The organism is Aminobacter sp. LjRoot7, assembly GCF_964252895.1.
GTDB lineage: Bacteria > Pseudomonadota > Alphaproteobacteria > Rhizobiales > Rhizobiaceae > Aminobacter > Aminobacter aminovorans_B.
This window is the reverse complement of the sequence record NZ_CAXUPX020000001.1, coordinates 694,438-720,902: the sequence shown is the minus strand read 5'-3', so window position 1 is coordinate 720,902 and position 26,465 is coordinate 694,438. Positions and strand designations below refer to the sequence as shown.

Genomic DNA, 26,465 nt, shown 5'->3' with positions numbered 1-26,465 from the left:
ACAATGACCCCCGACCCCTTCCGCGAAAAACTCTGGCGCCGCTTCGAGGCCGCCATCGACCCGTTCCAGGACACCGATCGCGAGGTCCTGCCGGAAAGTGCTTGGGCCTTCATCCTCTACTTCGCCCGCCAGGCGAAGGGGCCGTTCACGCTGCTTTTGATCAGCGGCTTCCTTGCCGGTGCCATCGACGCGGCACTCTACTGGTCGGTCGGCTGGCTCATCGACCTGCTCGATTCCACCACCCCGCAGCGGCTGTTCGCCGACCACTGGCCCGAGCTTGCCGGCCTGCTGGTGCTGATCCTCGTCGTCCGCGCCGTCATCATCATCGGCTCGGCGATCGTCGAGCAGCAGGTCGTGGTGCCCGGCTTCTTCTCCATGGTCCGCTGGCAGGCGTTCCGGCGGGTCATCGAGCAGCCCTATGATTTCTACCAGAACGACTTCGCCGGCCGCATCGCCACAAAGATCGTGCAGGGCGGCGAGGCTGTCGGCGACTTCATCGTCAACGTGCTCCAGACGATGTGGGCCTTCCTCACCTTCGTGCTGCTATCGCTGACCATCCTGGTCTCGCTCGACCCGCTGATGGGGGCGGTGGTGCTCGCCTGGTTCGCCGGCTATGCCGCGATCGTCTACTTCCTGCTGCCCGAGATGCGCCGGGCCGGCCGCGCCACCGCCGACCAGCGCTCAATCTTCAACGGTCGCCTCGTTGATGCCTTCACCAACATAATGGCGGTCAAGCTGTTCGACAGCGGCCGCCGCGAGCACGCCTATGTCCGCGACGGGCTCGAAAGCTATCTCGGCGCCGTCTTCCGGCTGACACGCTCGATTACGACAGTGCGTTCGGCGGTTGCGCTCATCAACGGCGTGATGATGTCCGCCGTCGCCGCCATCTGCATCTTCAGCTGGTCGCGCGGCGAGATCTCCACCGGCGCCATTGCCGCGGCCCTCGGCCTCGTCTTCCGGCTCAACCAGATGTCGGGCTGGATGATGTTCAACATCAACGGCCTCGTCCGCAACTACGCCACCATACAGGATGCCACCCGCACCATCTCGGTGCGCCCGGCGATCCGCGACGCCGAGAATGCCACTGTCCTGCCACGCGCCAGCGGCGACATCCTGTTCGACAACGTCTCCTTCCACTACGGCAAGGGCAGCGGCGTCATCGAAAACCTCAACCTGCACATCCGCCCCGGCGAGCGCGTGGCGCTCGTCGGCCCATCCGGCGCCGGCAAGACCACCATCGTCAACCTCGCGCTGCGCCTGTTCGACGTCGAGCAGGGCCGCATCATGATCGACGGCCGCGACGTGCGCGACATCACCCAGGCCTCGCTGCGCGCCCAGTTCGGCGTCGTCAGCCAGGATGCCATGCTGATGCACCGCTCGATCTCCGACAATATCGGCTATGGCCGGGCAGGGGCGTCGCAAGCCGAGATCGTCGATGCCGCCCGCCGCGCCGCCGCTCACGACTTCATCGTCGACGTTGCCGACCCGCGCGGCCGGCGCGGCTACGATGCCCATGTCGGTGAGCGTGGCGTCAAGCTGTCAGGTGGCCAGCGCCAGCGCGTGGCGATTGCACGCATGATGCTCAAGGACGCGCCGATCCTGATCCTGGACGAGGCGACCTCGGCGCTCGACAGTGAGGTCGAGGCAGCGATCCAGGACAATCTCGACAGGCTGATGGAGGGCAAGACCGTCATAGCCATAGCCCACCGCCTGTCGACCATCGCAGCGCTCGACCGGCTGATCGTGCTTGACGAGGGTCGCATCGTCGAGGAGGGCAGTCACGACGCGCTGATCGCCAAGGGCGGGCTCTACGCGCAATTGTGGAAACGCCAGTCCGGCGGTTTCCTGGCCGACCGGCTCGCGGCGGAGTAGGATCGCGCCATGTCCTCCGTTCGCCCGCCCTCTATCCTGTCCAACCGCTCCGAGCAGACGCTCAACGTGCTCGAATACGAGCTGCTGGCCGAAAAGGCCGCAGCTCTCGGCCGCTCCGGTGATCGTGTGGGCGAAGCCATGGCCAAGCTCACCGCGCATCAGGGCGATGCCGAAGAACGCCGCGTGCTCGTCAAGGCTGCGGCGGACGCGGTCTATGCCTATTTCATCCAGCGCGAGCTGTGCGGCCTGCGCAAGCATGACGACGCCATCCGCGACTATGCCATCCCGCGCGAGGTGCTGGTGCGACTCGGCGCGAGCTGAGCCTTTGGCAGTGCTTTTCCGGTGCAAGGGCAGCCTGCCGCAGCCGACGCCAAACCGCGCTCATCTCAGCGGCTGCTGAAGAACCCGCAAACCCGCTGCGACGGGCACTTTGCAGGGGTTTTTCCACTGCTTTGTATCGCCCCCGCGACAATCTGCCCATGTGCCGTATGCCGTCTGGACAAAAAGGGCCTTCACGCCTAAACCGAAATCCAAATGCCGGAGGAATTCGCTAGCCTGGTTGCCATGCGCTGTCGGGCTTGCATCGTTGAGCGGGGACAATTGCTCAGCCTCTGGTTGGAATTGAGGCAAAAGGATCAGTCCCGTGAGCGCAACCGATACGAGCGAGCCAAATCGCCGCGATTTTCTCTATGTCGCAACCGGCATGGCCGGTGCAGTCGGCGCCGCCGCAGTGGCTTGGCCCTTCATCGACCAGATGCGCCCGGACGCCTCGACGCTCGCCGCGTCGTCGGTCGAGGTTGACGTCTCGTCGCTCACGCCGGGCATGTCGCTGACCGTCAAGTGGCGCGGCAAGCCGGTGTTCATCCGCAACCGCACTCCCGAAGAGATCAAGGCGGCAAAAGAAGTGCCGATGGCCGATCTCAAGGATCCGGTCGCGCGCAACGCCAACATTTCGAGCGACGCCCAGGCGACCGACATCGATCGCACCGCCGGCGAAGGCAAGGAAAACTGGCTGGTCATGGTTGGCGTCTGCACCCATCTGGGCTGCGTGCCGCTCGGCCAGCAGGGTGATTTCGGTGGCTGGTTCTGCCCGTGCCACGGCTCCCACTACGACACGGCGGGCCGCATCCGCAAAGGACCGGCGCCGGAAAACCTTCACATACCGAATTTCCAGTTTCTTTCCGACACGACGATCCGGATAGGCTGAGGCAGGGGGACATAATTCCATGAGCGGTGGACACTCGACCTATTCGCCCAAAACCGGCATCGGCCGCTGGATCGATGCACGCATGCCGCTGCCGCGGCTGGTGCACGACTCGTTCGTCTCCTACCCGGTTCCGCGCAACCTGAACTACGCCTACACCTTCGGCGGCATCCTCTCGATCATGCTGGTGGCGCAGATCCTCACCGGCGTCGTTCTGGCGATGCACTACGCCAACGACACGACGCTGGCCTTCCAGTCGGTCGAAAAGATCATGCGCGACGTCAACTCCGGTTGGCTGCTGCGCTACATGCACTCCAACGGTGCGTCGTTCTTCTTCATCGCCGTCTACATCCACATCATGCGCGGTCTCTACTACGGCTCCTACAAGGCGCCGCGTGAGCTGCTGTGGATCCTTGGCTGCATCATCTACCTCCTGATGATGGCGACCGGCTTCATGGGCTACGTTCTGCCCTGGGGTCAGATGTCCTTCTGGGGCGCGACTGTCATCACCGGCTTCTTCACCGCCATTCCATTGGTCGGCGAGTGGGTCCAGCAGCTGCTGCTCGGTGGCTTCGCCGTCGACAATCCGACGTTGAACCGCTTCTTTGCGCTGCACTACCTGCTGCCGTTCATGATCGCCGGCGTCGTGGTGCTGCACGTCTGGGCCCTGCATGTCACCGGCCAGACCAACCCGACCGGTATCGAAGTGAAGTCGAAGACCGACACCGTTGCCTTCACGCCCTATGCGACCATCAAGGATGGTTTCGCCATGGTCGTGTTCCTGGCCGTGTTCGCCTACTTCATCTTCTACATCCCGAACTTCCTCGGCCACCCTGACAACTACATCCAGGCCGACTCGCTGAAGACCCCGGCGCACATCGTTCCGGAATGGTACTACCTGCCGTTCTACGCGATCCTGCGCGCCGTCACCTTCAACATCGGGCCGATCGACTCCAAGCTTGGTGGCGTGCTCGCCATGTTCGGTTCGATCGCCGTGCTGTTCGTCGTGCCGTGGCTCGATACCTCGAAGGTTCGTTCGGCCGTCTACCGTCCGTGGTACAAGCTGTTCTTCTGGCTCTTCGTCATCAATGCGATCTTCCTCGGCTGGCTCGGTTCGCGCCCCGCTGAAGGTGCCTACGTGATCATGTCGCAGCTGGCCACGCTCTACTACTTCGCATTCTTCCTGGTCATCATGCCGGTTCTTGGCCTGATCGAGACCCCGCGCCGCTTGCCCAACTCGATCACCGAAGCGGTGCTCGAGAAGAACAAGGGCGGCTCGGCTCATCCGGCCGGTGCAAACGCTGCGCCCGAAACCCGCGGCTGAACCAACGAGAATCTGAAAGGGATTTTGGAATGAAAAAGATTCTCAACGGTCTGGCGGCCATCGGCTTCCTCCTCGTCGGCTCCGCCGGCGTGGCGGTCGCCGCCGAGGAAGCGAACCACGCTGCCGAGCCGACGCACTTCCCGATCCACAAGCCGAAGGAAATGGACTGGACCTTCGCCGGCCCGTTCGGCACCTTCGACAAGGGCCAGCTCCAGCGCGGTCTGAAGATCTACAAGGAAGTCTGCTCGGCCTGCCACTCGATGAACCTGGTGGCGTTCCGCACGCTCGAGGACCTCGGCTACTCCGAAGCCCAGGTCAAGGCATTCGCCGCCGAGTACGAAGTGCAGGACGGCCCGAACGGCGAAGGCGAGATGTTCACCCGCAAGGCACTGCCGGGCGATCACTTCCCGTCGCCCTTCCCGAACACGGCTGCTGCTGCTGCTGCCAACGGTGGCGCTGCTCCGCCCGACTTCTCGCTGATCGCCAAGGCGCGCGGCGTCGAACGCGGCTTCCCGACCTTCGTCTTCGACATCTTCACGATGTATGCGTCGAACGGCCCAGACTACATCCACGCGCTGCTGACCGGCTATGACGAGCAGCCGCCGGCCGGCATGGAGATCGCCGAGGGCACGCACTACAACCCGTACTTCATCGCCGGCAAGTCGCTGGCCATGGCCAAGCCGCTTTCGGACGGCCAGGTGACCTACGAGGATGGTTCGCCCGAGACCGTCGAGCAGTATTCGCGCGACGTCGCTGCCTTCCTGATGTGGGCTGCCGAGCCGCATCTCGAGGCGCGCAAGCAGACCGGTTTCGCGGTCATGATCTTCCTGGTGCTGTTTGCCGGCCTGGTCTACGCCACCAAGCGCAAGGTCTGGGCAAACGTCGCCCACTAAGCCGCACCGCAGATTGATAGAGAAGGGCGCTCGCAAGGCGCCCTTTTCTTTTGCCGTCCAACCAGTCACAACTTCCGCTGCATCCTCCGGTGCCGAACCGGGACGATGCGCGAACCACAGCGCCAGGGCGTTGAGTGCGGGGAGGCCCCCGCGGCGCCGCCGGCAACGGAGCCCCCGCCGATGAACACCTCGCTCGAACAGACGCTGCTTGGCGCCATCAGGACGATCCCCGACTATCCGCGCCCCGGCGTGATGTTCCGCGACATCACCACGCTGCTCGGCAATGCGCGCGCCTTCCGCCGCACCATCGACGAGCTGGTCCATCCCTATGCGGGTGCCAAGATTGACCAGGTTGCCGGCATCGAGGCGCGCGGCTTCATCCTCGGCGGCGCCATCGCCCACCAGATGTCGGCCGGCTTCGTGCCGATCCGCAAGAAGGGCAAGCTGCCGCACGAGACCGTGCGCATCGCCTACAGCCTCGAATACGGGCTCGACGAGATGGAGATGCACAAGGACGCGGTCAAGGAGGGCGAGAAGGTCATCCTCGTCGACGACCTGATCGCTACCGGCGGCACGGCGGAGGCCGCGGTCAAGCTTTTGCGCCAGATCGGGGCCGACATCGTCGCCGCTTGCTTCATCGTCGACCTGCCCGAACTCGGCGGCCGCAAGAAGCTCGAGGCGCTCGGCGTCGACGTCCGCACCCTGATCGCCTTCGACGGGCATTGAGGGGTCCCTTGAGGCGTTGAGAGTATCTCGACGCCTCTGCACATTTCCCGTCCGCCCTCTACGCATTACCTGGCTGCTGAGACGCGGCCCTGAGGCTGCTTAGCCCGATTCTGCTGCGTGTCTTGCCGGCAGTCGAAGCGCGACGCTGCCTACGGGTTCCCTGCGCCACTTCCGGCTTCACGGCGGTGTGCCGCTGAAACAATCGAAACACTCCCGTGCCGCTTCAGAAAAACAGCTGAAATCGGGCCGGCGTAGGACTGGACGTGCCGCGAGTGCGGCAGGTTCAACCGGCCAGGCGCGCCCTCCATTGCCCGAACCCAAGATCGCGGCAGAGGCGCGTCTTGCTCCCCAACACGAGTGTTCGACAATGCTGAAGTCAACTGCTTCGCACGAGTTTCCCAAACGGCTGCGCGCCCGCCTCATTGGCCAGGATGACCCCGGCTATGAGGCGGCGCGCAGCCTTTACAACGCCATGATCGACAAGCGGCCGCGCTGGATCGTGCCCTGCGCCGACGTCGGCGATGTCGTTGCTGCCGTCAACCATGCCCGCGACCGGCAACTGCTCGTCGCCATTCGCGGCGGCGGCCACAACGGCCCGGGCCTGGGCAGCTGCGATGGCGGCATGGTCATCGACATGTCGCCGATGAAACGCATCGACATCGACCCGATCACCCGCACCGTCCGTGTCGAAGCCGGTTGCACCCAGGGTGATGTCGATCTGGCGACCAGCGCGCATGGGCTGGCGGTGCCGGCCGGCATCGTCTCGAGCACCGGCATCGCCGGGCTGACGCTCGGCGGTGGCACCGGCTATCTCACCCGCAAGTACGGCCTCACCATCGACAACCTGCTCGCGGCCGAGGTCGTGCTCGCCGATGGCAGCGTCGTCACTGCAAATGCCCAAGAGCATACCGAGCTGTTCTGGGCACTGCGCGGCGGCGGCGGCAATTTCGGCGTCGTCACCCACTTCACCTTCCAGGCGCATCCGGCCAAGGAGGTCTATGCCGGGCCAATCTTCTACGACATCGCCCATGCCGCCGAGATCATGCGCTGGTACCGCGACTTCCTGCCCGGCGCCCCGCGCGAACTCGGCATGTTCTTCGGCATGAAGACGGTGCCCTCCTGCGACCCGTTCCCGCGCGAGATCTGGGGACGGCGCATCTGCGCCCTGATCAGCTGCTACAACGGCACCGAGGCGGACGGCATGCGGGCGATGCAGCCGATGCGTGATGCGCTCCCCAAGCCGCTGATGGACGGCATGATGAAGATCCCCTTCGCCGCCCTGCAAGGGCTGTTTGACCCGCTGCTGCCCAAGGGGCTGCACTGGTACTGGAAGGGCGACTATGTCGACGAGCTGTCCGACGCGGCCATCGCCGCCCATGTCGAGCATGGCTCGAAAAGCCCGAGCGAGCTGTCGCTGATGCATCTCTACCCCATTGACGGCGCGGTCCACGACGTGGCGCCTGATGCCACCGCATGGGGTGCACGGCGCGCCCGCTGGTCGATGGTCATCGCCGGCATCGACCCCGACCCGGTGAAGGCGCCGATGCTGAAGCAATGGGCCAGCGCCTACTGGGCCGCGGTGCACAAGCACAATCCGCATGGCGGCGCCTACATCAACTTCATGATGGACGATGAGGGCGAAGCACGCGTGCGTGCCGCCTATGGTGGCAACTACCAGCGCCTGGTCGCCGTCAAGCGCCGCTACGACCCGGCCAACCTCTTCCGCGTCAACCACAACATCCGGCCATAAGCCGAAAGCCCGCGAAGGTACTGCCGGGGCGGGGAGAATTTCTCCACGCCCCGGCATGTTGCCGGAACTGCGGCGCCTTTGTTTGGCGAGGCCTGTCAGCTGAGCCCGTAAGTCAGGTTCATGCGTCCGTTGCCAAGTTGCCCGACCTTGCGCAGTTCGAGCTGATGGCGGCGCGCTATCGTTGCAAAAAGCGCCTTTCCTTCGCCGGCAATCAGCGGATAGACGATGACACGCAGTTCATCGACAAGACCGGCATCGATAAGGCTCGTCGTGGTCCGGGCACCTCCAACCAGATAAATGTCCTTGCCGGGTTGCTGCTTGAGGGCAGCAATCTGTTCGGGCCCCCTGAGGAAGCTCGTTGTTGGCCACTGTGCCGCTGTCAACGTGTTCGAAAGCACATAGTGTGGGGTTTTCTTGATGAAGCTGGCCCATTCCAGCTCCGCCTTTGTCGGCGCGTTGCCGGTGATCCAGGCGGGAGTGCCCGGTTCATTCTGAATCGCCGTCCAGTACCCTTCATAGCCGGGATACATGCCTCCACCGAGCAGGCAGGCATCGATCTGCGGCGTCAGGCCGTAATCCTCCGACCAAGCCTCGACCCAGTCCGCGGTGCCTTCCGGTCCCTCCATCTTGCCATCGACGGAGATCTTCATTCCAGCAATCAGCTTGCGCATTTCAGCCTCCACTGCGTTCCGTCAGGTTTCGACGGTATCAAGGCTGAGACACGTCATGTGAACATTCAGCCATATGGTTGAATGTAGGGGCTGCCAAAAAATAGTCAACCAAATGGTATAATGTTTGAGTCGCCAGCTGTCAGCAGAGTGCGTGGATAGCCGCCTCCGTTTTTCCACGCCCTCGCCACCTCCCGTACAATTCACCTCGCGATCTTCCACGGGACCCCGGCGCGCACCGGGCAGCGGGGGGAAGCGCCGGTGCCGGGCTGGCAGGAGGTCGGATCTCCTGCTGGGTGATGAGCCCCCAAGCCCGGGCCTTGCGGCGGCTGGCGGTGAAAGCCGAGGCGACTGAGCGGGGCAAGAACACCGAGCGGGGCGCGAACGTCGCGCCACTAACATACTATCGGAAGGCACGGCCTCGCGCCCCGCTTCCCGAAGTTTTCACAAGCAATGGCCAGACCGGAAACGGGGCGTGGCGGAGACGGAGCGCGTCACCTTCTCCCCAAGTGGGAGAAGATGACCGAGCGAAGCGAGGTCGGATGAGGGGTGTTGGAAGGAATGAGAGGCCGCAGAAAGAAGTGCTGAGTGGCGCACATTCGGAAATGCCGCACTCCGTCCAACACCCCTCATCCGCCCCTCCGGGGCATCTTTTCCCACAGGGGAGAAGGAAGAACCGCTATCCCACCTTCACCAGCACGGCGCTGTCGAACTCGATGACCTTGTCGCCGGTCGAGTCGAACCCTTCGGAGTGCAGCGTCATCATGCGCCAGCCGGGGCGCGTGGCGAGGGGGCGGTGGTCGATGCCGCGGCGGGTGAAGGTGACCGTCTCGCCGGCAAACACAGGCTTCAGCCATTTCAGGTTCTTGAAGCCGGGCGAGGGGCCGAATTCGGGCTTCGGGCCGGGGCCGTCCCAGACGCGGCCACGATGGGCGAGGTTGAGCTTCATCCAGGCTGCCGTGGTGTGCCAGCCGGAGGCGCAGAGGCCGCCGAAGACGCTCTTCTTCGCTGCTTCCTCGTCGGTGTGGAAAGGCTGGGGGTCGTATTTGCGGGCGAAATCCTTGATCGCCTCGGCGCTGAAGTGATGGCTGCCGAGCGTGATGGTGACACCGATGCCGAGATACTCGTCGAGGGTCATCGAGCCGCCTCGCGGGTCAGGAACATGCAGGTGTTGACCAGTTCGAAGACCGGTTCGCCCTTCTGGTTGGCCAGTTCGGCGCGCCAGGTGACGAAACCGAGACCGGGCTTCGACTTCGACAGGCGGCTCGACAGGATGGTCAGTTTGCCGCCAAGCCTGTCGCCGGCCAGCACCGGCTTTTTCCACTTGGCGTAGTCGATGCCGGGCGCACCTTGCGAGGTCGATTGGAGCAGAAGCGCGTCGCACAGCATGCGCATGAACATCGAGCAGGTGTGCCAGCCCGACGCCGACAGCCCGCCGAGAATGCTCGCCTTGCCGGCCTCCTCGTCGAGGTGGAAGGGCTGGGCGTCGAACTCCGAGGCGAACTCGATGATCTCCTCCGCGACAACGGTCTTGGTGCCGAGGTCGATGATCACGCCCTCACCAAGGTCCTCATATGCCCATGTCTTGCTGGTGCTCATCGGCAATCCTGTTCAAGCTTGTACGATAATCTTGGACCGGCCCTGCGGGTCACGCAAGGCCGGCCGCAAGGCAATCGTTGGCTCAGAGCCAGCCGCGGCGGCGGAACCACCAGAACGGCAGGATGGCCGAAACCACCATCAGGCCGATCGCCATGGGATAGCCGAGCATCCACTTCAGCTCCGGCATCAGGTCGAAGTTCATGCCGTAGATCGAGGCAACCAGCGTCGGCGGCAGGAACACCACAGCGGCGACCGAGACGATCTTGATGATGCCGTTCTGCTCGATGTTGATCATGCCGAGCGTGGCATCGAGCAGGAAGGTGATCTTCTGCGACAGGAACGAGGCGTGGTCGGTGAGCGACAGCACGTCGCGCGACAGCGTCTTGACCCGCGCCTTGGCGTCCTTGCCGTTCTTGCCCTGGGCGAGTGCATTGGCGAGGAAGCCGGACAGGCGCTGCAGCGAGGTCAGGCTGTCGCGGATGTTGGATGTCAGCGACTCCTTGCGGCCGAGGTCCTTGAGGATCTGCTGGAAGCCCCGGTCGCGGCTCGAGGCCTTGGTTCCGGTCGGGTTGAAGATGTCCTTCGACAACAGTTCGATGTCGCGCGACACCCGCTCGAGCACGTCTGCAAGGCGGTCGACGAGCGCCTCCAGCAGCCCGACGAGGATCGTCTCGCCCGACGTGCAGCCGATCGCTGCCTTCTCGGCGCGCAGCGGAAACGCCAGGAACGCCTTCGGCTCGTGATAGCGTATGGTGACCAGCAGGTTGCGACGCAACACGAAGGTCACCGGCGACATCACAGGATCGTCGCTGTCGGCCTGCGAGGGCAAGGTGGCGGTCATGAAGTAGGCGCCGTCCTCGACATAGAGGCGGGACGAGATCTCGATCTCCTCCATTTCCTCGCGCGTCGGAACACCCACGCCGAGCCATTGCTCGACTTCGGCCTCTTCCTGCTTGGTCGGATTGAACAGGTCGGCCCAGACAATGCTGTCCTTTTCGGCCGCAATGGAGTCTGCAAGGCGCAGACGATCGTTTTCCACGACGAATGCCTTGATCATCGCCGGTCTCCCATACTGGAGCTGATATAGTGCCCGATCTTGGGCGGGGTTAAGGATTGCGCCAGCGGGGTGCGTGAGTAACCGGGTCGGCGCCTAGGCGCGATAGACCCGGTCGGCTGCGACGTCAAGTTGCAAATCGGTAAGGTGATGCCGAGCCGGCCGCCGCTCAGAAGAACTCGTCGAGCAACTGGTAGTAGGACAGCTTGGCCGCATCGGCGTCGGGCAGGCCGTAGAGCGCGAGGAAGGGCGCTATCCACTCTTCGCCGAGATTGAAGTGGATGCTCCAGCAGGCGAGCGCGAGGTCCTGGTGCAGGTCGGCGACGCCGAGCCGGCTGCAGTCGATGAAGCCGGTGAAGCGGCCGCCATCGGCCATGAAATTCGGCATGGAGGCGTCGCCATGTGTCACGACAAGTGTCTCGGACGCCGGCCGCCGCGCCAGAAGCTCCTCGAACACCTGCTGCGCGCTCTGCCCCAGCCATTCGTCGTCGAAATCGTCTTCATCGACCTCACCGGCGTCAGTGCGGGCCTTGGCCACGGCGATGCGTTGCGTAAGGCTGTGATCGAACGGGCAGGCGGCGACGTCGAGCGCATGCAGCCGGCGCAACGCATCGGCCATGATGGCGATGGCTTCGGCAGGGACTGTTTCTTGCGAAACGAGATCCCGCCCGGCAACCGCGCTCATCAAAAGCCAGTTATGGCCGGCATGGGTTTCGAAGACGATGACTTCGGGGCAGGGAATGCCCTGGCCACCCAGCCACCAAAGCCGGGCCACCTCGTCGGGCAGTTCGGCGAACTGGCCTGACGCCTCGGTCTTGAGGAACAGCGTCGGCTTGCCGTCGGCCACCAGCTTGAACACGCCGGCGTCCGAATGGCCGATGGTTTGCTGCTGCCAGCCATAGCCGGCCAGCGCTTCACGCAGCGACGCGGGAAGATCCATCTCGAAATGTGCGTGCTGCGTCATCGGTCCCTCAAAGCGTCGCTTGCAGCGCGGGATAGCATCGCTGCCGTCGCCTGCGTCTGGGCCAGATAGGTATTCGAAATTGGGCCGTCGAGAACAATTCGGTCGGTTGTGCGTAAGGCGGCCTACGTTTCGTGATGACGTACCCAATGCTTAAGTATCGAGCCCGATCTGGGTGCTAGATTTGGCCGCATGACGTTGCCGTCCTAGACAAACAAAAAAGGCCGGGGTGACCCCGACCTTTCTCTAGCGTCTCAACATCCAGTGCCAGTACATCCGTGGTCAAAGGTGGAGACGATCTGCAAATCTCCAGGCGACCGTAGCCAGGCTTGGTTAGCAAAAGGTTAACGGGAGCAGACCGAGAGCCGGACTTGCAAAGGCCGAGCGCATTCTATTGCGCCGCGCCAAAAGAAAAGCCCCGCGATGCGGGGCTTTCTTATGCGTACGCGGCGGCCAGGATCAGGTGTTGAACTTGAACAGCATCACGTCGCCGTCCTGGACGACATATTCCTTGCCTTCGTCGCGCGCCTTGCCGGCTTCCTTGGCCGGGACTTCGCCGCCAAGCGTTACGAAGTCGTTGAAGGCGATTGTCTGGGCGCGGATGAAGCCGCGCTCGAAGTCGGTGTGGATGACACCGGCCGCCTGCGGTGCCTTGGCGCCCTTGTGCACGGTCCAGGCACGCGTCTCCTTCGGACCCACGGTGAAGTAGGTGATGAGGTGCAGAAGCTCGTAGCCGGCGCGGATGAGCTTATCGAGGCCCGGCTCATCGAGGCCAAGATCGGCGAGGAATTCCTGCGCCTCTTCGTCGGGCAACTGCGCCACTTCGGCTTCGATCGCGGCTGAAATGACGACGACGCCGGCGCCCTGCGCCTCGGCCATCTTCTGGACGGCTTGGGTGTGCTCGTTGCCGGTGGCAGCTTCGCTTTCGGCGACGTTGCAGACATAGAGCACCGGATGCGAGGTAAGCAGGTTCAGGCCCTGCAGGATCTCGAGATCCTCGGCAGCGATGCCCTTGAGCAGCAGCCGGGCTGGCTTGCCGTCCTGCAGCAGCGCCAGGGCCTGCTCCATCATCGGCAGGATTGTCGTCGCTTCCTTGTCCTTGCTGGCAGCGCGCTTGCGGAACTGAACGATGCGGCGCTCGAGGCTCTCGAGGTCGGCGAGCATCAGCTCGGTTTCGACCGTTTCGGCGTCGGCGACGGGGTCGATGCGGCCTTCGACATGGGTGATGTCGTCATCTTCAAAGCAGCGCAGCACATGCACGATGGCGTCGACCTCGCGGATGTTGGCGAGGAACTGGTTGCCCAGGCCTTCACCCTTCGAGGCGCCGCGCACCAAGCCGGCGATGTCGACGAAGGAGATGCGGGTCGGAATGATCTCCTTCGACTTGGCGATGTTGGCCAGCTGCTTGAGACGCGGATCCGGTACCGCGACCTCGCCGGTGTTCGGCTCGATGGTGCAGAACGGATAGTTGGCGGCCTGTGCCGCGGCGGTGCGCGTCAGCGCGTTGAAAAGCGTCGATTTGCCAACGTTGGGCAGGCCAACGATGCCGCATTTGAAACCCATGGTGATCGGTCCTATCGGGAAATCGGAATTTGAACAGGGCTATGGGCGATAGGGCCTAAGATCGTCAAGTCTTTCAGCGTCGCACACGGTCCCGCGCACGGCATCCGTCAGTCGGGATTCTTGTCGTAGGCCTTGGTTCCCGGTGGCAGGACGACCCATGAATGGCGGCGGCAGTCGTAGACAGAATCCTCCGGAGGGGGAAAATCCGGGTCGGCGAAGCCGCCGACAGCGACCGCCACGAACGCGCTTTCGGCGCCGACTTCGGTGTGGAACAGGTTGGTGCCGCAGACCGGGCAGAAGCGGAAGGTGTAGCGGGACCCCCTGTCGCCGACACGCAGGTACTCCGTCGCCGTGCCCGTGACCGTATAGGGCGGGGCGAAGGCGGCAAGGGCCGCAAAGACGCTGCCGGTGCGGCGCTGGCAGGCCAGGCAATGGCAGACGCCGACACCGAGCAGTGTGCCACTGACCTCGATGCTCAGCTTCCCGCAGGAGCAGGATGCGGTTTTGAATTGCATGGTGACACCTCGCCGGACGGATGCGTCGGACCAAAGGGCAATTGCGCGCCCTTATCGCATGAACGAAGGCGAATGTCTTTGCGGGGCGCTCAGTCCTTGCCGAGCAGCTTCTTCAACATCGCGGCCATCGGGCCGGTCTCCGGAACTTTGATGGCAGGCTGGTTCGGGCGGGCTTGGCGGATGTGACTCTGGGCCTTCGGCGCCTGCGGCTTGGCTGCCTTCGGCGGTGGAGCGTCGCCCGCGCTCGTCGGCTGCAGCTTGCCGCGCAGCCCGACGGTGACCTTGTTCATGAAGCCGTTGTCGTCGCCCTTGGTCAGCAGATCGGCGCTGTCGGCGAGGAGGTCGAGGAGGACGTTGAGCCACTCCTTGTCGGCCTTGGCAAAATCGCCAAGCACGTGGCCGTGGACCATTTCCTTGACGCCGGGGTGGCCGATGCCGATGCGGACGCGGCGATAATCCTTGGCGATATGCTGGTCGATCGAGCGGATGCCGTTGTGGCCGCCAGCGCCGCCGCCAACCTTGACCCGCACCTTGCCGGCGACGAGGTCGAGCTCGTCATAAAAGACGATGAGATCGGCGGGGGCGAGCTTGTAGAAACGCATGGCCTCGCCGACCGACTGGCCGGACAGGTTCATGAAGGTCTGCGGCTTGATCAGGATGATCTTTTCGCCGGCAATGCTGCCTTCGGCGATCAGGCCCTTGAACTTCTTCGTCCAGGGCGAAAACGAATGGCGGCGGGCAATTGCGTCCGCCGCCATGAAGCCGACATTGTGCCGGTTGTTCTGGTATTGCGTACCCGGATTGCCGAGACCTGCAAAGAGCAGCATGTTTCGGGGCCTCCGAGTATGCGCCGATTATGCCTCTGGGGCAGCCTCGGTTGCGCCTTCTTCCGACTTCGATGCCGAGGTGCCGGCGATCGTTGCGATGGTGAAATCGCGGTCAGAGATGACGGGCTTTACGCCCTTCGGCAGCTTGACGGCCGAGATGTGGATCGAATCGCCGATGTCGGTGCCGTCGAGGTCGACGGTGATGAACTCGGGGATCGCGTTGGCCGGGCAGTGGAACTCGACCTCGTGACGGACGATATTCAGCGTGCCGCCGCGCTTGATGCCGGGCGACTTCTCTTCATTGATGAAGTGAACCGGAACCTGGACGTTGACTTCGGTGTTTGCGCCAACGCGCAGGAAGTCTACGTGCATCGGGAAGTCACGGACCGGATCGAGCTGGTAGTCCTTCGGCAGGACCTGGATCTTCTTGCCGCCGACGTCGATCGTCGCCACGGTGGTCAGGAAGCCGCCGCCATGGATCTTGTAGAAGATGTCCTTGTAGGACAGGGCGATGGCCAGGGGAGGCTGCTTGTCGCCGTAAATAACTGCAGGCACTTTACCGTTGCGACGAACTTCACGGGCGGACCCCTTACCGACCAGTTCGCGTGCTTCGGCCTTGAGCTCGTATGTTTCGCTCATGGCATTTCCTTTCGGTTGTATGGAGCGCCTACGGCGGGCATGAAGCCTGATCCGTAAACGTCGAAAGCCGCCGGGTGAGGCGGCCTTCCGCCGCGTTGCCTCCAAGGGTGTCTACGCGGGTGGCGGCTCTATATCGGAAGGTGGCAAAAAGTGCAACCGCCGCGCCGTTTTTGGGCTGGCTCCCCGTTGATGCAGCTGTGGCTGCTCGCGCTTCTCCAGCCGAGCCTGTATCAGGCCGGGCTCAACTAATGAAGCCGACAAGCCAGATATGTACGAAATCCTCCCCCTCAACCTTTCGACTGCAACCATCGTGGTGCTGGTCGTTGCCGCCTTCGTCGCCGGCTGCGCGCGCGGCTTCTCGGGTTTTGGCGGGGCGCTGATCTTCGTGCCGGTGGCAAGCGCGCTGATCGGCGCCAAGCTTGCCGTGCCGCTGCTACTCATCGTCGACTTGGTGCTGACGCCGGGGCTGATTCCCAAGGCGTGGCGCAGCGCCGATCGCGGCAATGTCGGTGTCATGGCGCTGGGGGCGGTCATCGGCGTGCCGACCGGCACCTACCTGCTCACCCATGTCGATGGCGTCATGATCCGCTGGGCGATCGTCGCCATAGTCGCCGGGCTGTTGGCACTGCTGATGTCGGGCTGGCGCTACCATGGCCGTCCGCATGCCAGCCTGACGGCAGCCGTCGGCATGACCTCGGGGCTGTTTTCGGGGGCCGCCCAGGTCGGCGGTCCGCCTGTCGTCGCCTATTGGCTCGGTGGCGCGATCCCGCCACTGACGGTGCGGGCCAACATCGTGCTCTATTTCGCCATTTCGAGCGTGCTGTCGATCACCAGCTACCTGGTCGCCGGACTGCTGACCTGGGAGACGGTCGGGCTGTCACTGACGATCGGGCCGACCTTCGCGATCGGTCTCTACATCGGCTCGCGGCTGTTCAGCCGGGCCAACGAGGCGACCTTCCGCCGCATCTGCTACGGGCTGATTGCCACAGCTGCGATCATCGGCTTGCCGGCACTCGACGGTGTGCTGCGATGACTGGGGAAGGCGCCCGCCGGACCTTCGTTGTTGAAGATCGGGCCGCTTTCAAATAGACTTCACATATCGGGGGCATGGTGGACTCCCCGTGAGGCGTGAGCCCAAGTTCCGCCTTCGCTAGCTATGCGGAGGAAAAACCATGCCTCGGATGATTTCATCCCAAAATCTACTGCCACTGATCGGCACCGATCGTTGCCCGCTGATCATCGACGTGCGCAGGGCCGAAGCCTTTGCGGCGTCGCCGACGCGTATCGCCGGCGCGTTCTGGCGCCATCACATGAAGACCGACGACTGGTTGCCGCAATTGCCGGCCGGACGCGAACTGGTCGTCTATTGCGCCCACGGTCACAATGTCAGCGAGATCGCCGCAGCTCGCCTGACCGCTGCAGGCGCCTCCGTTTCGATGCTCGAAGGCGGCATCGACGCTTGGATTGCGGCGGGTGGGCTGCTCGTTGCCCGCGAAGCGCCCGGACTTGAGCCCGGATTGCCACAGCCGAGCGTGTGGGTGACGCGGTCGCGGCCGAAGATCGACCGCATCGCTTGCCCTTGGCTCATCCGGCGGTTCATCGACCCGCTTGCGGTGTTCCACTTCGTCTCGGCCGAATGGGTCAAGGACGTCGCCGACGAGACCGGCGCCATCCCCTATGACATCAAGGACGTGCATTATTCGCATCGCGGCGAGGAGTGCACCTTCGACACGCTGATATCGGAGTTCGGGCTGACTAATCCCGCCCTGATGCATCTTGCCCGCATCGTGCGCGGCGCTGATACAGCCCAGCTCGACATGGAGCCGCAGGCGGCGGGCTTGCTCGCGATATCGCTCGGCCTGTCGGCGATCGAGGACGACGACCTCGCGCAACTGGAAAAGGGCATGACGATCTACGACGCGTTGTATGGCTGGTGCCGTTACGCTACCTCGGAAACCCACAACTGGCCGGCAAAGGCGATCTGACATGGATACGACGCCATTGAGGGCCGCGCCTCCTTCATTCGGAGAGGCGACGCGGACCTTCGCCAAGATCGGCCTGCTGTCGTTCGGCGGGCCGGCAGGCCAGATCGCGCTGATGCACAAGATCCTCGTCGACGAGAAGCGCTGGCTCGACGAGCCGCGTTTCCTGCATGCGCTCAACTACTGCATGTTGCTGCCGGGGCCCGAGGCAATGCAGCTTGCGACCTATGCCGGCTGGCTCATGCACGGCATCAGGGGCGGGCTGGTCGCCGGGCTGCTGTTCGTTCTGCCAGGTGCTTTCGTCATCACCGCACTGTCTGCGATCTACCTGACCGTCGGTCACGTCACGCTGGTGCAGGGGCTGCTTTTCGGACTCAAGGCAGCCGTGCTCGCCGTCGTGCTCGAGGCGCTGATCAAGGTGTCCAAACGCGCGTTGAAGAACGGCAGCATGGTCATCCTCGCCATAGCGGCCTTCGTCGCCATCGCCTTCCTCAAGCTGCCGTTCCCGCTGATCATTGCGGCCGCGGCAATCATCGGCGCGCTGATGCATCTATTCGGGACCAACGGCAGCAGGGCGTCGGCGGAAGCCGAGCCGGAAATCGCCTATGCCATGCCGGAATGGACGCAGCCGAGCGCGCGGCGGTTCTTCTCCACGCTCGCCGTCTGGCTGGCGATCTGGTTCGTGCCGCTGATCGTCTTGTGGCAGGCGCTCGGCCCGACGCATGTGTTTACGACAGAGGCGACGTTTTTCTCCAAGATGGCAGCAGTAACCTTCGGCGGGGCCTATGCGGTGCTCGCCTATGTTGCGCAGCAGGCGGTCGAGGTGCATGGCTGGCTGAAGCCGGACGAGATGCTGACCGGCCTCGGCCTCGCGGAGACGACGCCGGGGCCGCTGATCCTGGTGCTGGTGTTCGTCGGTTTCCTCGGTGGGGCGCGACTTTCGGCGCTGGCACCATTGGCCGGCGGCGTCGCGGGGGCTGTGGTGACGCTGTGGTTCACCTTCGTGCCGTGCTTCTTGTGGATCTTCGTCGGCGCGCCCTATGTCGAGACGGTGCGCAACGTGCGCTGGCTGGCAAGCGCATTGTCTGCGGTCACCGCTGCCGTCGTCGGCATCATCGCCAACTTGGCCGTGTGGTTTGGGCTGCACGTGCTGTTCGGCAATGTCGGGGAGGTGACCTGGGGGCCGTTCGCACTGCCGGTGCTGGATTTCAGCAGTTTCGACTGGGCCGCGGCAACTATCGCCCTTGCCGCGGGCGTGGCGCTGATCCGGTTCCACGCCAACATGATCGTCGTGCTGGCAATCTCGGCACTTGCCGGCATGGTCTGGCAGTTGTCCTGAAACATTGCTGACGCCTTGCCGGAACGAAAAAGCCCCGCCGCGGATCACCGGGCGGGGCTTTGAACGGTCTGCTAAAGCAGAAAGCTTAGTCGAACAGGCTCGACACCGATTCTTCGGTTGCCGTGCGCGAGATCGCTTCGCCGATCAGGTCGCCGATCGAGACGACGCGGATGTTGTGGGCGTCCATCACCGCCTGGGTTGGCTGGATCGAGTCGGTGATGACAAGTTCCTGCAACTGCGAGCCGGCGATACGGGCGGCAGCACCGCCCGAAAGCACGCCGTGGGTGATGTAGGCGGTGACTGAGGTGGCGCCCTTGGCCAGCAGCGCGTCAGCCGCGTTGCACAGCGTGCCGCCAGAATCGACGATGTCGTCGATCAGCAGGCAGTCCTTGCCGTGGACTTCGCCGATGACGTTCATCACCTCGGATTCACCGGGGCGTTCGCGGCGCTTGTCGACGATGGCGAGCTGGGCATCGATGCGCTTGGCCAGCGCACGGGCGCGAACCACGCCGCCGACATCGGGCGAAACCACCATGACGTTGTTCAGCTGCTTGTACTTGGCCTTGACGTCGCGGGCCATGACCGGAACCGAAAACAGGTTGTCGGTCGGGATGTCGAAGAAGCCCTGGATCTGGCCGGCATGCAGGTCGAGCGTCAGCACGCGGTTGGCGCCGGCGCGGGCGATCATGTTGGCGACGAGCTTGGCCGAGATCGGCGTGCGGCCCGAAGCGCGGCGATCCTGCCGTGCGTAGCCGAAGTAAGGAATGACCGCCGTGATGCGCCGTGCCGACGAACGCATGAAGGCGTCGATCATGATGAGCAGTTCCATCAGGTGATCGTTGGTCGGGTAGGCGGTCGACTGGAGGATGAAGACGTCCTCGCCGCGCACGTTCTCCTGGATCTCGACGAAGATTTCCTGGTCAGCGAAGCGCCTGACGCTGGCCTTGCCCAGGGGGATGTTGAGATAGCGCGCGACCGCTTCTGCTAGCACCCGATTGGAATTGCCCGCGAAGAGTTTCATGTACCGATCCTGGTAGAGATTATGAGCGGGCTTTTAGCGGTCCTTGCCGCTATTGCAAGCGGACTCGCCACTGAATCCCAAAAAAGCGACATTGTGGAACGGAATGTCGCGGTCTAACCGGGTTTTGCGGCGAGCCAGGTGGCCAATTGATCGATGGTGCTGTCGGCTATCGACTGCATGGTGGCGGGCGCTACCGCCGGCCAGCCTTCGCCGCTGCCGGCCGATGCCGCCGTCTGCTGGCCATTGATCCGGTGCAGCCTCGTGCCTGCCGGATCGTAGACGTCCCAGACATAAACGACAGTCGTGTCCTTGCCTTCGGTCATCGCCGAGAAGTAGCCGCGCATGATGATGCCGGGCGGCGTGGTGTCGGTGCTGCCGGCAAGCGTGATGCCGCGCTCGCGGGCCCTGGCGCCGAGGCGCTGGGTCAGCGGCGTCGCCGCCTCGACGGTTGCACCGACGATTGGGGCGAACTGCACGCGCGCCTTGCTGACTGCAGCTGCCGCCTGTGCCGGGACGGCCGCTGCCGCGGCGGTCGCGGCACCCGCCACCGCGGGCGCTGCGACATCGGTGCCTTCGGACTTGGCAAGTGCTGCCGACTGCTCGGTGGGTGCGACCGCCGATGGTTCGAGAACGTCCTTGGCGCTGTTGCAAGCGGACAGGGCGGCAGAGGCGGACAGACAGGCTGCCGCAAAAATCCAACGTCTCATTTGCCCGAACTCCCTGGCAAACGCCCCTCAGCACTCTGCGCAATCATCGTACGATCAAGTCGAGATCATGGCGGGAAAGCGGCTTGGGTGCGGATTCAGTGGTCAGATAGGTACGACCCAACGTCATCGCGGTCTCGGTTTCCGAATCCATGATGATCATGTGGGCGAACAAGGTCATGTTGGGGGCAATCGGCTCAGGGTTGCCCTGGTAGAACATCGGCATGTCCATCCAGGATGGGGTGAAGCGGGCGCCGACCGAGTAACCGCAAGCATTGAGCCGGTGCTTGGTCAGGTCATGTGCTTCCAGCGTTCGGGCATGCGCGTCGAAGACGTCGCCGAAGGTATTGCCCGGCGTCATCGCCTTTTCGACCGCCAGCAGGGCGGCCAGCGAAGCGTCGTAGAGCTCCTGGTGGCGCCTGGAGGCCTTGCCGGTCAACACGGTGCGCATCATCGGCGCATGGTAATGGTTGAAGACGCCGGCCCATTCGAGCGTCAGCTGGTCGTTCTTGTTGAGCTTGCGCCGGCCGGACTTGTAGCGGCAGAGCAGGGCATCCGCACCGGAACCGATGATGAACTCGTTAGCAGGATAGTCGCCGCCGCCGGTGAAGATCGCGCCCTGCATGGCGGCCAGGATCTTGGCTTCGTCGCCGCCCTGCTTGATCAGCGGCAGTGCCGCGTCGAGCGCGTCGTCGGCAAGGCTCGCCGCCTTTTCCGCCTTCTCGATCTCGGCCGGGCTCTTGAACAAGCGCAGGCGCCCGACGATTCCGGAGGCATCGACGATCTGGCCGAAGGTCTGCAGCTGCTCGTCGAGGCGGCGGCCGTTGAAGGCGGTCAGGCCATGGGTGTCGTATTCGACGCCGACACGTGCGCCGAGCAGGCCGAGATCGTTGAGCAGGTTGCGCAGGTCGAGCGTCGGGTTGGCGTTGTCGCGGTCGGTCCACAGCACGATGTTTTCGATGATCGAGGTGTGGCGCGCCTGGCGCAGGTCGGCCGAACGGGTCAACAGCGTCATCGAGCCGTCGGCCATCACCACCAGCGACTGGAAGAAGCAGAAGCCGAACGTGTCGTAGCCGGTCAGCCAGTACATGCTCTCCTGCGCGAACAGGACAACGGCATCGAGCTTCTTTTCGGCCATCTCGATCATCAGCCGGTCGCGCCGGGCGTCGAATTCGGTTCGTTCGAAATGCAGCGCCATGCTGTCAGTCCTCCAATGCAATTGCCGAAATCTGCCGCCCGTAATCAGCTTCCTTGCGGTGCGTGGTGCGCCGGTAGGAATAAAAGAGCTCCTCTTCCGCATAGGTGCAGCGGTTCAGGGCCTCGGCCTTCACGCCTGCCTTGCGCAGCCGGTCGACCGTGTAGAGGTTGAGGTCGAACATGTGATGGCCGGCATTCGCCGAAGGCGCGAAGTACCTGATGTTGTCGCCATCGCCCTCGACGAAGCGGGCGACGAACTCCGGACCGACCTCATAATTGGCGGCGCTGATCGAGGGGCCGAGCACGGCGAGGATGCGCTCGCGCCTGGCGCCGAGGCCTTCCATCGCGGTTACGGTGTTTTCGAGCACGCCCGTGAAGGCGCCTTTCCAGCCGGCATGGGCAGCACCGATGATGCGCGCCTCCGGGTCGGCAAACAGCACCGGGCCGCAATCGGCCGACGAGGCGCCCAGCGCGATGCCGGGCCTGTCGGTCACCAGCGCGTCGGCCTTGGGGCGGCCGCCGGCAAAGGGGCCGGTGGCGACGACCACGTCGGGCGAGTGGACCTGGTAGAGGCTGAGCAGGTGGTCGGCGGGCACGCCCATCCAGCTTGCGACGCGGCGGCGATTCTCGGCGACGCGCGACTGGTCGTCGTCGGAGCCGACGCCGATGTTGAGGCCCTGGTAGATGCCTTCTGAGACCCCGCCGGTGCGGGTGAAGTAACCGTGGCGGATGCCGTTGGCCTCCGCGCTGGCGAGCAAGTTGGACCGGATCGGATCCGGTTTCGAGTCGTTCAGCATTGCCGCCTTGTCATCCTCGTCCGCGATTTCGTCAAGGCCGGGCCAGCCGCCACAGGTCGCCTCGCCATTTCGAGGCCGGACAGTGGGGCAGGCGCGAGCGTGCTGTCAACTGACGGTTGGGAAGGGAATTCTTGTGCCACGCGGGGCAACCGCAAGCACCTTGAATAACGTTCCCATGGCGTCAGGGCCGGCCAGCCGCTCGACCTCACCGCTGATCTTTTCGCGCCCGGCGGCGTCCGCGTTGGTGCCGAGCTTGCCAGCACGTTCGAGCAGCCCCATGGCGAGCAGGAACTCGCCTTGCGTTGCCAGATGAGTATCCAGCCCATTCGTCCGGGCAGCCATGGCAAGGGCTGCGAAATCGACATGCGAGGTCAGGTCGGCCTCGCCGGGATAGGCGAGCACGTCATCATACTGGTGCTTGCGCAGAGCCTGCAGCGTGTCGCCGATGCCTGGTTCGAGATGGCCATAGTCGAAGAACAGCCCGGCGCCGCCGGAAGCCGCGATGTGCTCTGAGATCGCCTCCATGGTCCCGCTGCGCGCCGGCGCGAATTCGAAGATCGCGCCATCGGCCGCGGTCGCAGCATCAGCTGGCAGCAGGGAGGGCTCGATGGTTGCCGGACCGGCGACGAAGGCAAGTTCGCCTGCGTCATTGAGGCCCACGGCACGTTCGTGCCATGCGGCGCCGATCTTGGCGAATTGGCGCGTCGGAATGGCGTCGAACAGTTCGTTGCCGACGATGAACAGCGGCGCATCCGGTAGCGTCGACACGGTGTCGTGCCATTCGATCCGGATGCCGTTGTCGGCGAGGGTCTGTTTCTGCACCTCGCGAAGCCGCGGGCTGGTCTCGACCAGTGCTATGGAAGCGTCGGCGACGAAGGCCGCATCGAGCTTGGCCAGCACCCTGAGCACGTCCTTCATCAGCGTGCCGCGCCCGGGGCCGATCTCGGCCAGCATCGCGCCAGCGGGGCGCCCTGATGCCTGCCAGGCGGCATGGAGCCACACGGCGACGAGTTCGCCGAACATCTGGCTGACCTCCGGCGCGGTGGTGAAGTCGCCCTCGGCACCGAATGGTTCGCGCGTCGTGTAGTAGCCGTCAGCCGGATCGAACAGACACAGCGCCATATAGTCGGCGACGCTGATCGGGCCTGATGCCGCGATCAGGCCTGCGATACGCGTCTTGAGCGCGGTCATGCCGGCCTTGCGACCTGCGTGACCGGCTTGGCCGACAGCATCGCCCAGACGCCGATCAGCACCATCGGCACCGACAGCACCATGCCCATGGTCAGCCAATTGCCGGCGAGATAGCCGATTTGCTGGTCGGGCTCGCGGAAGAACTCGACGAAGATGCGCGACAGGCCATAGCCGCAGACGAAGGCGCCGGCGATGAAACGCGGCGTCTTCAGCTTCAGCCTGGAATGGGTCAGGAAATAAAGCACGAGGAACAACACAAGGCCTTCGAGCAGCGCTTCATAGATTTGGCTCGGGTGGCGCAGGAACGGTCCGCCGGTCGGGAACTCGACAGCCCAGGGCACATTGGTCACCCGGCCCCAGAGTTCCGAATTGATGAAGTTGGCGAGACGCACCAGCCCGAGGCCGACCGGCACGCCGGCGGCGACGACGTCGATCAGCGACCAGACGAGGATGCCGTGCTTGCGGGCAAACAGCACCATGGCGAGCGTGACGCCGAGGAGGCCGCCATGAAACGACATGCCGCCCTGCCACACCGCGAAAATGTCGAGCGGGTTGGAGATGTAGCGGGCGAGGTCGTAGAACAGGATGTAGCCGATACGGCCGCCGAGCACGACGCCGGCTGCCGCCCACACGAGGAAATCGTCGAGCGCCTCGGGCTTCATCGGCAGCACGCCGTTCGGCCACAGGCGCGTATTGGTCACAAGCCGCTTGGCGTACCACCAGGCAAACAGGATGCCGATGATATAGCCCAGCCCGTACCAGTGAATGGCCAGTGGCCCAAGCTGCACGATCACCGGATCGATGTTCGGAAAGGGCAGGGCTGCCAGCGGCAAGGCAAGGTATTCGCTCAAATCAGTCTCCAGGGCAGGCAATCGCGGCGGACCATGCGGCAGGCTTTTGGCACGGTCAAGGCAGGCAACCCCGCAGTAACCGAGAAGTCATTGCTGGCGGGCGGGCATCTTTGCCGCAGCATTTGGCACCTATTGGGAACCACGATATCCTTGCATTCGCCGCCTTGCCCCACTACGTCGAATGGACAACGCGAGGGTTAGCCATGACGACCGGACCGAACCGTATTCTGGATGAGTTCGCCAAGCTGATGACCGATGCCGCAGGTGCCGCGCAGGGCGTCAGGCGTGAGGTCGAAACCGCGTTCCGTTCGCAGGCCGAGCGGGCGATGAATTCGCTCGAGCTGGTGCAGCGCGAGGAGTTCGAGGCGGTTCGCGACATGGCGATCAAGGCGCGCGCCGAGAACAAGGCGCTGGTCGCCCGCATCGAGGCACTCGAGGCCCAGCTCGCCGGCCGCGCCGGCGAAGATGCCGACAAGGCCTCACCGGCGGCCTCGCCGAAGCCCCGTACAAAGAAATAATTCGTTAACTTTTCCACAAAGCGCCATCCGAAAAAGTGCTTTGTCGTGAATCGCTTACCGGCGCTTTGTGAATCTGCGCCGCAGCCTGTTTCCACATCCGAATGGGACGTTGCGAAAAATTGGGCTGTTCACGAGAGTCACGATCAATACACTGAATTTACTGCACGATTCGAAACAGCGTCGTGCACCGGATGGCGCGGTCCGGCTGGGGGGTATTGAGTCCGGCAGCGCTGGTCGTCCGAGTTCAAGAATAAAGTTCGTCGTGTGTGTCCCCCGCGCGGAGCGCGATGACGCGCCCGGAACGACAGGAAGCATTTATGGAACTTCTCGAACTCGAGTTCTCCCGCGAAATCCATCCGGTGGATGTCATCGAGCAGGTGGCTCATAACAACGACTGGGCGTTCGAACGTGCCGGTGACGACGAGATCTCGATTTCTGTTGTCGGCAACTGGACCGAATACCAGGTTTCGTTTTCCTGGATGGAAGACTTCGAGGCCCTGCACCTGGCATGTGCCTTCGACGTCAAGGTTCCGGAAAGCCGTACGCTTGAGATCCTGAGGCTCTTGTCGCTGATCAACGAGCAGATGCTGTTCGGGCATTTCGACCTTTGGGAGACCGAAGGCGCGATCATGTTCCGCCAGTCGCTGCTGCTCGCTGGTGGCGTCGAGCCGACCAGCCAGCAGGTCGAAGTGCTGCTGTCGTCGGCGCTCGAAGCCTGCGAATGCTATTTCCAGGCGTTCCAGTTCGTCGTCTGGTCGGGCACCTCGGCCAAGGATGCGCTGGCAAGCGTGCTGTTCGAGACGCACGGCAACGCCTGAGACCGCCGCATGAGTTCGCACACCGCGCGCAAGCCCGAGATCAGCTTTGCCGACTTCGACAAGGTTGACATCCGAACCGGCACGATCGTCGAGGTCGAGCCGTTTCCGGAGGCGCGCAAGCCGGCTTTCAAGCTGAAGATCGATTTTGGCGCCGAGATCGGCGTCAAGAAGTCGTCGGCGCAGATCACCAAATACTACACGCCCGAGACGCTGTTGGGACGGCAGGTGTTTGCCGTCGTCAACTTCCCGCCGCGCCAGATCGGCCCGTTCATGTCGGAAGTGCTGACGCTGGGCTTCCCTGACGAGGACGGCGACGTCGTGCTCGGCGCTATCGAGCGCAAGGTGCCGGACGGCGGAAGGCTGTTCTAGCGTCCATCGTCATCCCGGGCGAGCGTAGCGAGACCCGGGTAGGGCTCGAAACGTCGGACCGGCTGTTAGGAAGAACCCCTCTC

General features: G+C 63.9%; 28 protein-coding genes. 13 read left to right on the top strand and 15 right to left on the bottom strand.

Going from position 1 to position 26,465, the window contains the following annotated elements; translation table 11 throughout:
- Positions 1–3 precede the first annotated feature (3 nt).
- From ACSQ3E_RS03510 to ACSQ3E_RS03480, 7 genes are all read left to right on the top strand, one after another.
- A complete protein-coding gene (locus ACSQ3E_RS03510) occupies positions 4–1,872 on the top strand; it encodes an ABC transporter ATP-binding protein (RefSeq protein WP_436121630.1) in 1,869 nt (622 codons plus the stop codon).
- Between the two features lie 9 nt (positions 1,873–1,881).
- Positions 1,882–2,193 (top strand): DUF6665 family protein, encoded by a 312-nt coding sequence (locus tag ACSQ3E_RS03505; RefSeq protein WP_436121629.1) that lies wholly within the window; start codon positions 1,882–1,884, stop codon positions 2,191–2,193.
- A 322-nt stretch (positions 2,194–2,515) separates the two neighbouring features.
- On the top strand, positions 2,516–3,079 hold the full coding sequence (gene petA / locus ACSQ3E_RS03500; RefSeq protein ID WP_184766821.1) for a ubiquinol-cytochrome c reductase iron-sulfur subunit: 564 nt from the start codon (positions 2,516–2,518) through the stop codon (positions 3,077–3,079).
- A 19-nt stretch (positions 3,080–3,098) separates the two neighbouring features.
- Positions 3,099–4,400 (top strand): cytochrome b, encoded by a 1,302-nt coding sequence (locus ACSQ3E_RS03495; RefSeq protein WP_067959379.1) that lies wholly within the window; start codon positions 3,099–3,101, stop codon positions 4,398–4,400.
- Positions 4,401–4,429: 29 nt separating this feature from the next.
- Positions 4,430–5,293 (top strand): cytochrome c1, encoded by an 864-nt coding sequence (locus tag ACSQ3E_RS03490; RefSeq protein WP_310316128.1) that lies wholly within the window; start codon positions 4,430–4,432, stop codon positions 5,291–5,293.
- A gap of 180 nt (positions 5,294–5,473) precedes the next feature.
- Entirely contained in the window at positions 5,474–6,019 is a 546-nt protein-coding gene (locus tag ACSQ3E_RS03485) for an adenine phosphoribosyltransferase (protein ID WP_310316131.1), read from the top strand.
- A 367-nt stretch (positions 6,020–6,386) separates the two neighbouring features.
- A complete protein-coding gene (locus ACSQ3E_RS03480; RefSeq protein ID WP_436121628.1) occupies positions 6,387–7,769 on the top strand; it encodes an FAD-binding oxidoreductase in 1,383 nt (460 codons plus the stop codon).
- Between the two features lie 95 nt (positions 7,770–7,864).
- On the opposite strand, the gene ACSQ3E_RS03475 is transcribed toward ACSQ3E_RS03480, so the two are convergent.
- The 9 genes from ACSQ3E_RS03475 to ACSQ3E_RS03435 all read right to left on the bottom strand — a co-directional run bounded on the left by ACSQ3E_RS03475 (position 7,865) and on the right by ACSQ3E_RS03435 (position 15,595).
- On the bottom strand, positions 7,865–8,440 hold the full coding sequence (locus ACSQ3E_RS03475; RefSeq protein ID WP_436121627.1) for a dihydrofolate reductase family protein: 576 nt from the start codon (positions 8,438–8,440) through the stop codon (positions 7,865–7,867).
- Between the two features lie 676 nt (positions 8,441–9,116).
- Positions 9,117–9,575 (bottom strand): MaoC family dehydratase, encoded by a 459-nt coding sequence (locus ACSQ3E_RS03470; RefSeq protein ID WP_436121626.1) that lies wholly within the window; start codon positions 9,573–9,575, stop codon positions 9,117–9,119.
- Positions 9,572–10,036, bottom strand: a complete 465-nt coding sequence (locus ACSQ3E_RS03465) for a MaoC family dehydratase (protein ID WP_436121625.1) — start codon at positions 10,034–10,036, stop codon at positions 9,572–9,574. Before ACSQ3E_RS03465 ends, ACSQ3E_RS03470 begins: the two co-directional genes overlap by 4 nt.
- Before the next feature lie 82 nt (positions 10,037–10,118).
- Positions 10,119–11,093: a magnesium/cobalt transporter CorA gene (corA, locus tag ACSQ3E_RS03460; RefSeq protein ID WP_310316142.1), complete on the bottom strand. Its 975-nt coding sequence runs from the start codon at positions 11,091–11,093 to the stop codon at positions 10,119–10,121.
- 166 nt (positions 11,094–11,259) lie between these two features.
- Complete coding sequence (locus ACSQ3E_RS03455; RefSeq protein WP_436121624.1) at positions 11,260–12,054, bottom strand: APH(3')-II family aminoglycoside O-phosphotransferase; 795 nt, start codon at positions 12,052–12,054, stop codon at positions 11,260–11,262.
- Between the two features lie 456 nt (positions 12,055–12,510).
- Positions 12,511–13,614 (bottom strand): redox-regulated ATPase YchF, encoded by a 1,104-nt coding sequence (gene ychF, locus ACSQ3E_RS03450; RefSeq protein ID WP_310316149.1) that lies wholly within the window; start codon positions 13,612–13,614, stop codon positions 12,511–12,513.
- 107 nt (positions 13,615–13,721) lie between these two features.
- Positions 13,722–14,129 carry a GFA family protein gene (locus ACSQ3E_RS03445; RefSeq protein ID WP_436121623.1) on the bottom strand — a complete coding sequence of 136 codons (408 nt, stop codon included), beginning with the start codon at positions 14,127–14,129 and terminating at the stop codon, positions 13,722–13,724.
- Positions 14,130–14,218: 89 nt separating this feature from the next.
- Positions 14,219–14,956, bottom strand: coding sequence for an aminoacyl-tRNA hydrolase (pth, locus tag ACSQ3E_RS03440; RefSeq protein ID WP_436121622.1), 738 nt, complete (start codon positions 14,954–14,956; stop codon positions 14,219–14,221).
- A gap of 27 nt (positions 14,957–14,983) precedes the next feature.
- On the bottom strand, positions 14,984–15,595 hold the full coding sequence (locus ACSQ3E_RS03435; protein ID WP_115731148.1) for a 50S ribosomal protein L25/general stress protein Ctc: 612 nt from the start codon (positions 15,593–15,595) through the stop codon (positions 14,984–14,986).
- Positions 15,596–15,863: 268 nt separating this feature from the next.
- Between ACSQ3E_RS03435 and ACSQ3E_RS03430 the strand changes: the two genes are divergently transcribed.
- The 3 genes from ACSQ3E_RS03430 to chrA all read left to right on the top strand — a co-directional run bounded on the left by ACSQ3E_RS03430 (position 15,864) and on the right by chrA (position 18,916).
- Positions 15,864–16,628 (top strand): sulfite exporter TauE/SafE family protein, encoded by a 765-nt coding sequence (locus tag ACSQ3E_RS03430; protein WP_310316160.1) that lies wholly within the window; start codon positions 15,864–15,866, stop codon positions 16,626–16,628.
- A 148-nt stretch (positions 16,629–16,776) separates the two neighbouring features.
- On the top strand, positions 16,777–17,580 hold the full coding sequence (locus ACSQ3E_RS03425; protein ID WP_310316163.1) for a sulfurtransferase/chromate resistance protein: 804 nt from the start codon (positions 16,777–16,779) through the stop codon (positions 17,578–17,580).
- Position 17,581: 1 nt separating this feature from the next.
- Positions 17,582–18,916 carry a chromate efflux transporter gene (gene chrA, locus ACSQ3E_RS03420; RefSeq protein ID WP_436121621.1) on the top strand — a complete coding sequence of 445 codons (1,335 nt, stop codon included), beginning with the start codon at positions 17,582–17,584 and terminating at the stop codon, positions 18,914–18,916.
- An 85-nt stretch (positions 18,917–19,001) separates the two neighbouring features.
- Here the strand turns inward: chrA and ACSQ3E_RS03415 are convergent, their stop codons facing one another.
- The 6 genes from ACSQ3E_RS03415 to lgt form a co-directional block, all read right to left on the bottom strand.
- Entirely contained in the window at positions 19,002–19,937 is a 936-nt protein-coding gene (locus tag ACSQ3E_RS03415) for a ribose-phosphate pyrophosphokinase (RefSeq protein WP_115731152.1), read from the bottom strand.
- Between the two features lie 113 nt (positions 19,938–20,050).
- Complete coding sequence (locus tag ACSQ3E_RS03410; protein ID WP_310316171.1) at positions 20,051–20,644, bottom strand: hypothetical protein; 594 nt, start codon at positions 20,642–20,644, stop codon at positions 20,051–20,053.
- Between the two features lie 43 nt (positions 20,645–20,687).
- The gene (locus ACSQ3E_RS03405) at positions 20,688–21,839 is read right to left on the bottom strand and encodes a M24 family metallopeptidase (RefSeq protein ID WP_436121620.1); all 1,152 of its coding nucleotides are present in this window, start codon (positions 21,837–21,839) and stop codon (positions 20,688–20,690) included.
- Positions 21,840–21,843: 4 nt separating this feature from the next.
- The gene (gene pgeF / locus ACSQ3E_RS03400) at positions 21,844–22,635 is read right to left on the bottom strand and encodes a peptidoglycan editing factor PgeF (RefSeq protein WP_436121619.1); all 792 of its coding nucleotides are present in this window, start codon (positions 22,633–22,635) and stop codon (positions 21,844–21,846) included.
- 105 nt (positions 22,636–22,740) lie between these two features.
- Complete coding sequence (locus ACSQ3E_RS03395) at positions 22,741–23,826, bottom strand: class I SAM-dependent methyltransferase (RefSeq protein ID WP_436121618.1); 1,086 nt, start codon at positions 23,824–23,826, stop codon at positions 22,741–22,743.
- Entirely contained in the window at positions 23,823–24,677 is an 855-nt protein-coding gene (gene lgt, locus ACSQ3E_RS03390; protein ID WP_310316184.1) for a prolipoprotein diacylglyceryl transferase, read from the bottom strand. The genes ACSQ3E_RS03395 and lgt overlap by 4 nt, the downstream gene beginning before the upstream one ends.
- Positions 24,678–24,880: 203 nt before the next feature.
- Between lgt and ACSQ3E_RS03385 the strand changes: the two genes are divergently transcribed.
- The 3 genes from ACSQ3E_RS03385 to ACSQ3E_RS03375 all read left to right on the top strand — a co-directional run bounded on the left by ACSQ3E_RS03385 (position 24,881) and on the right by ACSQ3E_RS03375 (position 26,382).
- Entirely contained in the window at positions 24,881–25,195 is a 315-nt protein-coding gene (locus tag ACSQ3E_RS03385; protein WP_115731157.1) for an accessory factor UbiK family protein, read from the top strand.
- Positions 25,196–25,512: 317 nt separating this feature from the next.
- Complete coding sequence (locus tag ACSQ3E_RS03380; RefSeq protein ID WP_067959436.1) at positions 25,513–26,013, top strand: YbjN domain-containing protein; 501 nt, start codon at positions 25,513–25,515, stop codon at positions 26,011–26,013.
- Between the two features lie 9 nt (positions 26,014–26,022).
- Entirely contained in the window at positions 26,023–26,382 is a 360-nt protein-coding gene (locus ACSQ3E_RS03375) for a tRNA-binding protein (protein WP_310316192.1), read from the top strand.
- Positions 26,383–26,465: the final 83 nt, after the last annotated feature.